This is a genomic window from Nocardioides sp., from assembly GCF_034670285.1.
Lineage (GTDB): Bacteria > Actinomycetota > Actinomycetes > Propionibacteriales > Nocardioidaceae > Nocardioides.
Genome location: NZ_JAXMNS010000202.1, coordinates 1 through 6,610, shown reverse-complemented (window position 1 = coordinate 6,610; position 6,610 = coordinate 1). Strand labels below are relative to the sequence as shown.

Annotated in this window: 5 protein-coding genes and 1 tRNA gene; all 6 read left to right on the top strand. The window is 68.6% G+C overall.

Annotated features, from left to right (window positions below; translation table 11 throughout):
• On the top strand, window positions 1-2,703 hold a 2,703-nt coding region (gene dnaG / locus VOI19_RS11365), incomplete at its 5' end, for a DNA primase (RefSeq protein WP_323793078.1).
• A complete protein-coding gene (locus tag VOI19_RS11360; RefSeq protein WP_323793077.1) occupies window positions 2,700-3,221 on the top strand; it encodes a hypothetical protein in 522 nt (173 codons plus the stop codon). The genes dnaG and VOI19_RS11360, both read left to right, overlap by 4 nt.
• 75 nt (window positions 3,222-3,296) lie before the next feature.
• Window positions 3,297-3,369 (top strand) — tRNA-Asn (locus tag VOI19_RS11355).
• A gap of 284 nt (window positions 3,370-3,653) precedes the next feature.
• Entirely contained in the window at window positions 3,654-5,084 is a 1,431-nt protein-coding gene (locus VOI19_RS11350) for an LCP family protein (protein ID WP_323793076.1), read from the top strand.
• A 218-nt stretch (window positions 5,085-5,302) separates the two neighbouring features.
• Complete coding sequence (locus tag VOI19_RS11345) at window positions 5,303-5,881, top strand: ABC transporter permease (RefSeq protein ID WP_323793075.1); 579 nt, start codon at window positions 5,303-5,305, stop codon at window positions 5,879-5,881.
• 48 nt (window positions 5,882-5,929) lie between these two features.
• Window positions 5,930-6,610, top strand: a 681-nt coding sequence (locus tag VOI19_RS11340; protein WP_323793074.1) for an ABC transporter ATP-binding protein, incomplete at its 3' end; no start/stop codon positions are given.

Sequence of the window (6,610 nt, the reverse complement as noted above, 5' to 3'; positions counted from 1 at the left end):
GGCTTGTGCCCCTTCCACGACGAGAAGTCGCCGAGCTTCAACGTCAACCCGAGCAGAAACTTCTTTCACTGCCTCGCGGGCGAGACCAAGGTGCTGACCTACGAGGGGTCCCGTCCTATCTCGGAGCTCGCCGGAGGCACGCACCGGATCCTCGACCGCCACAACCGGTGGGTCGAGGCGCCGTTCCACTCCTACGGCATCCAGCCGCTGTTGCGGATCGTCCTGACCCGCAACCGCCAGCGCAAGGAGCTCTACGCCACCGACGGTCACCGTTGGTTTGTCCGCGCCGGCAAGAAGCAGGACAAGGAGCGCGAGGCCCTCACCACCGACCTCAAGCCCGGCGACCGGATGGTGCAGAAGTTCCCGCGATCTCGGATCTGGCGCACTACGCCGTCGCCCTTCGGGATCGCCCACGGCTTCACCTATGGCGACGGAACCCGCTCCGGGACGGGGTCCATGGCCAAGTTCTGTCCGCCCAAGGACATGACCATGCTCAAGTGGTTCCCCCACAGTCAGACCTCCGTGACCGAGGGCAACGTGTTGGTGCACCACCTGCCCAGGTTCTTCAAGGAGCTACCGCCGTTCGGGGAGTCCGTGTCCTACCTCTACGGGTGGCTCGCGGGATACTTCGCGGCCGACGGCTGCGTCGCGGCCGACGGCACGGTGATCCTCAACTCAGCCGACAAGCAGGCGCTCGAGTTCGTCCGCGACGTGTGCACGCGTCTCGGCATCGGCACCTACGGGATCACGACCCAGTCCCGCGTCGGCTTCACCGGCAGGGAGCCCTCCGACCTGCGCCGCGTGCACCTCATCGGCGAGGACCTGACCGAGGAGTTCTTCCTCCTCGACTCCCATCGTGAACGGTTCGTGTCGGCCGACAAGAAGTTCTCACGGCGCGGGTGGGTCGTCGAGTCGGTCGAGGAGACCGACCGGGTCGAGGAGGTCTTCTGCGCGGAGGTCGCCGACGGACACGCGTTCACCCTCGAGGACAACATCCTCACCGGCAACTGCTTCGGCTGTCAGGAGGGCGGCGACGTCATCTCCTTCCTGATGAAGATCGACGGGCTCTCCTTCACCGAGGCCATCGAGCGGCTTGCCGACAAGACCGGGGTGGTGCTGCGCCGCGAGGAGGGCGACGACCGCGACGACCGCCCCAAGGGCCCGCCCCGCCAGCGCCTGGTCGAGGTCAACCGTGCTGCTCAGGAGTTCTACGCCGAGCAGCTGGCCGGCCCGGACGCCGGCCCCGGACGCACCTTCCTCGCCGAGCGTGGCTTCGACCGCCCCGCTGCCGAGATGTTCGGCATGGGCTGGGCGCCGCGCGACGGCGAGGCCCTGCTGCGCCATCTGCGAGGACGCGGGTTCAACCAGGACGAGGCGGTGGCCGCCGGCGTCGTGAAGGTCGGTCGGTCGGCCTACGACTGGTTCCGCGGCCGACTGCTCTGGCCGATCCGTGACCCCAGTGGCGCGACCATCGGTTTCGGCGCCCGACGGATCCTCGACGACGACAAGATCGAGGCGAAGTACCTCAACACCCCCGAGACCACGCTCTACAAGAAGAGCCAGGTGCTCTACGGCATCGACCTCGCGCGCAAGGACATCGCCCGCCAGTCGCAGGCCGTCGTGGTCGAGGGCTACACCGACGTGATGGCTTGCCACCTCGCCGGCGTGACCACCGCGGTGGCCTCCTGCGGCACGGCGTTCGGCGAGGATCACACGCGCGTGCTGCGCCGGTTCCTGCACGACCACGAGGAGTTCCGCGGCGAGGTCATCTTCACCTTCGACGGCGATGCCGCGGGTCAGAACGCCGCGCTGAAGACGTTCCAGGGCGACCAACGCTTCGTGGCCCAGACCTACGTCGCGATCGAGCCGGACGGACTCGACCCCTGCGACGTGCGCATCAAGAAGGGCGACGCCGCCGTGCGCGACCTGGTGGCCCGGCGCGTGCCGCTCTACCGCTTCGTGCTCAGCAACGTCGTCTCCCAGTTCGACCTCGACCGGGCCGACGGCAGGGTGGCCGCGGTGCGCGAGGCGGCCAAGCTGGTGACCAGCAGTCGTGACGCGTCGGTCGTCAACTCCTCCTACGCCCGCGACATCGCCGCCCTCACCGGCATGGACCCGGTCGACGTCCAGGCTGAGGTACGCCGGGCTGCCGGGCGCCCGAGCGGTGGCGCGCAGTCCAAGGGCTCGCCTGCGCCGCAGCCCGAGACGCGGCCACGCAGCAACGTCCCCGACCTGCGTGACCCCAGGTTCTCCATCGAGCGCGAGACGCTCAAGCTCGTCATCCAGGCGCCGATGGCGATCGGTCGCACGACCGCCGACATCGGGGCCAACGACTTCACCCACCCCGTCTTCCGCGGCGTGTGGGAGCTGGTCGCCGCCGCCGGCGGCACGGTCGCGGGCGCCGACGACGACGGCTGGGCCGGGCGTCTGCGCGACGCCGCGACCGACCCGGCGGTGTCCTCGGCGATCACCGCACTGGCGGTCGAGCCGTTGATGAAGGCGCCCGACGCCGCCTACGTCGGCAGCTACGTCTTCAAGCTCCTCGAGCTGACGGCCCAGCGCCGCATCGCCGACCTCAAGTCCAAGCTGCAGCGCACCAATCCGGTCGACCAGGCGGCCGACTACAACCGCATGTTCGGCGAGCTCGCGGCCCTCGAGCAGCACCGCCGCACCCTGCGCGACCACATCGCGGGTACGACGTGAAGCGGCCGGCTCGGCTCGGGCTCCGGCGGGGGAGTCGTCCCGATCTCGAGGTGCCGCGGGGAGAGCGACTGCTCGCCTGGGCGTCGTCGAGCGACGGCGAGACCGTGGTCGGCGGCACCCGCGAGGCGCTCTACCTGCCCGGCGGCACCCGGATCGCGTGGGAGGACGTCGAGGCGGCCGACTGGGACTCCGACACCGCGACGCTGCACGTCAGCGAGGTCGGCAGCTGGGGTGAGCCACGACCCGAGCACCACCTCGTCCTCGAGGAGCCGGCGCGGTTCCTCCAGCTCGTGCGCGAGCGCGTCACGGCCAGCGTCGTCCTCCAGCGCCACGTCGCGCTCGAAGGTCGCCTCGGCGTGCGGGTCATCGCTCGTCGCGCCCCGGGGGCGGTCGCCGACCGCTCGAAGATCGTCTGGATCCACGAGTACGACGAGGGCATCGACCCTCACGACACGCGTGTCCGACTGGCTGCCGCGCAGGCTCTCGCAGCCGCGCGGGAGGAGCTCGGACTCGCCTAGAAGTGGTCCGGATGCGAGTGAGGGCATCCGGATTTCGGCCGGAGGTCGACCCTTGCTAACGTATGCCCCGCACGATCCCCTGTAGCTCAGTTGGCAGAGCGCTTGACTGTTAATCAGGATGTCGCTGGTTCGAGTCCAGCCGGGGGAGCAATGCGACGGCCCGGGGCCCCGAAGATCACCTCTTCGGCCCCGGGCCGTTGCTATTCTCGGGACAGATCCGCAGACCGTCGGATCTCCTGGCTGCGCTCACGACGAGGACCCATGTCCCACCATCTCCCCCCGGGCTACGACGCTGCGTCGGCGCGCCCGGTCGGGCACCGTCGGGCCGCTCGTTCGTCGAGGTTCCCGCGGCTGCGATCGCGCGGAGTGACCGGAGGTTCGCGAGCCCGCCGCACCCGACGACGTGCGAGTGGGCTGCCCGGAACCATCGCGATGACCGTGCTCGCGGCGATGGTGCCCGGGTCGGGCTACCTCTACGCCGGACGACGCTGGCTCGGGCTGCTGATCCTGGCGCTCTGGGCCGGCGTCCTCGGCCTGGTGGTCTGGTACTTCGGTCGTGACCTCCGCACGAAGCTGTCCGACCTCGCCTTCGACACCGCGGCGCTGAAGGTGATGGCCGTGCTGCTGGCGGCCTCCCTGCTCACGTGGGCCTTCGTCGTGCTCACCTCCTACCGGCTCGTGCGCCCCCGGGCCCGACCGCGCTGGCACACCGGAGCGGGCTACCTCACCGTCGTGCTCGTGCTGCTCGTCGGAGCCGCCCCGATCGTCAAGGCCGCGCAGTACGCCCTGGTGCAGGCCGACCTGGTCGAGACCGTGCTGCCCGACGACGTCCTGAGCGCCACGACGCCGCAGGACGTCACCGAGGAGGACCCTTGGGCCGGGCAGGAGCGCGTCAACGTCCTGCTCCTCGGTGGCGACGGGGGCGAGGGCCGCACAGGAGTCCGCACCGACACGGTGATCCTGGTCAGCATGGACACCGCGTCCGGCACGACGACGATGTTCAGCCTGCCGCGCAACATGATGTACGCCCAGTTCCCCGACGACAGCGCACTTCACGAGATCTACCCCGACGGCTTCCGCACCAACCAGGGCGATGCCGGGTTCGACATGCTCAACGCCGTCTACGGGCAGGTGCCACTGCTGCACCCGGGCGTGCTCGGCGAGAGCGACAACGAGGGTGCCGACGCCGTCAAGCTCGCGGTCTCCGGAAGCCTCGGCATCACGGTCGACTACTACGTCCTGGTCAACCTCGAGGGGTTCAAGACGATCGTCGACGCGATCGGTGGGATCACCGTCAACATCAACGAGCCGGTCGCGATCAACGGCAACACCGACCTCGGCATCCCGCCCACCGGCTACCTCCAGCCGGGTCCCGACCAGGAGCTGGACGGCTTCGAGGCCCTCTGGTTCGCGCGCGGACGCTACGGCTCCGACGACTACGCGCGGATGGACCGACAGCGGTGCGCGGTCGACGCGCTCATCGAGTCGGCCGACCCGCTGACCCTGGTGCGCAAGTACACCGATCTCGCGGCGGCCAGCAAGGACATCCTGTCCACCGACGTGCCGCGTGAGCTGGCCTCGCCCCTGGTGCAGCTGCTCCTCAAGGTGCAGGGCGCCAAGATCCGCTCGGTGGTCTTCCGAGCCTCGGAGAAGTTCTTCTCCGGTGATCCCGACTACGACTACGTGCGCGACGTCGTCGATAAGGCGCTGAACCCGCCGAAGAAGAAGGCCAAGCGCAAGGCAGAGAAGCCCGAGGCGATCGAGAACCCGGTCGACGCCTGCGCCTACACCGCTGACCTTCCGGCCCAGGAGCCCACCGAGGAGCCCGTCGAGGTGCTCGTCGGCGCGTCGAACGAGGACTGAGCGGCGCGCACCCCGACTTTGCGCGACGACGTCCCACCTTCGCGAGGACGTTCTTCCCGGGCGGGTTCGGCCGTGTGAGTCACGACCGGCTGCCGGCTCCCGTAATGTGACCGACTACCTCAACCCGAAAGGTCCCGGTGGAAGCGCTCGCAGACTGGTTCTCATTCGTCCAAGACAATCAAGAGGGGATCATCGAGGAGACCCTGACCCACGCGCGCATGACCCTCATCGTGGTCGCCCTCGCCAGTGTCTTCGCGGTTTCCGTGGGGGTGGCGATCCAGCGCAACCCGGTTGCGCGCCCGTTGGTCCTGTCCACGGCAGCGGTCTTTCTGACGATCCCCTCGTTGGCCTTCTTCGCGCTCTTCGTGCCGATCACCGGCACCGGCAATCTCCCCGCGATGTGCGCTCTGTTCCTTTACGCGTTGCTACCGATCATCCGCAACACGGTGACGGGCCTGGACTCTGTCAGCCCCGCGGTGGTCGAGTCGGCGAAGGGGATGGGGCTCAACGCACGGCAGCAGCTCGTCAAGGTACGGCTACCCCTGGCGTGGCCGGTGATCATGACGGGGATCCGGGTGGCGACTCTGCTGACCGTGAGCATCGCCGCCATCGCACCGCTGGTCGGAGGCAACGGCCTGGGCAACTTCGTCAAGGCCGGTCTCACGCGCAACGGCTTCGACGGAGCATCCGACGCAGTGTGGGTCGGGGTGGTCTTCACGATCCTGCTCGGCCTCGTCCTCGATGCCCTGCTCGGCCTCTTCCAGCGCTTCACCACCCCCCGGGGCCTCCGCACCTGACCACGGTCGCCCGTCCCAAAGACGCACCCGGCTCCACGAGAGGAACCCATGAACTCCGAGGCGAAGACCCCCAAGATCCACCTCGACAAGGTCGGCAAGACCTATCCGGGCACGAAGGTCCCGGCGGTCGAGGACCTCACCCTGGACATCCACGAAGGCGAGATCCTCGTCCTCGTAGGACCCTCGGGCTGCGGCAAGAGCACCACGTTGCGCCTGATCAACCGAATGATCGAGCCCAGCAACGGGCGCATCCTGCTGGACGGCGAGGACGTCACGAAGGGAAACCCCGACAAGCTGCGCCGACGGATCGGCTACGTCATCCAGCAGATCGGGCTCTTCCCGCACCTGACGATCTCCGACAACATCGCGACCGTGCCCAAGATGCTCGGCTGGGACAAGGAGAAGATCAAGGCGCGCACCGAGGAGCTGCTCACCACCGTGGGTCTCGACCCCGACCAGTACCGGGACCGGTTCCCCAAGGAGCTGTCCGGTGGTCAGGCCCAGCGCGTGGGCGTCGCCCGGGCCCTGGGTGCTGACCCCGACATCATGTTGATGGACGAGCCTTTCGGCGCCATCGACCCGATCACACGTGACCGACTGCAGAATGAGTTCCTACGTCTGCAGAGCGAGCTGAAGAAGACCATCGTCTTCGTCACCCACGACATCGACGAGGCGATCAAGATGGGCGACCGCATCGCGATCCTGGGTGAGAGGAGCACGATCCACCAG

Excerpts from the sequence above, each read along its gene's own strand:
- VOI19_RS11350 (WP_323793076.1), top strand. The coding sequence starts at position 3,654 with ATGACCGTGCTCGCGGCGATGGTGCCCGGGTCGGGCTACCTCTACGCC.
- VOI19_RS11345 (WP_323793075.1), top strand. The coding sequence starts at position 5,303 with ATGACCCTCATCGTGGTCGCCCTCGCCAGTGTCTTCGCGGTTTCCGTG.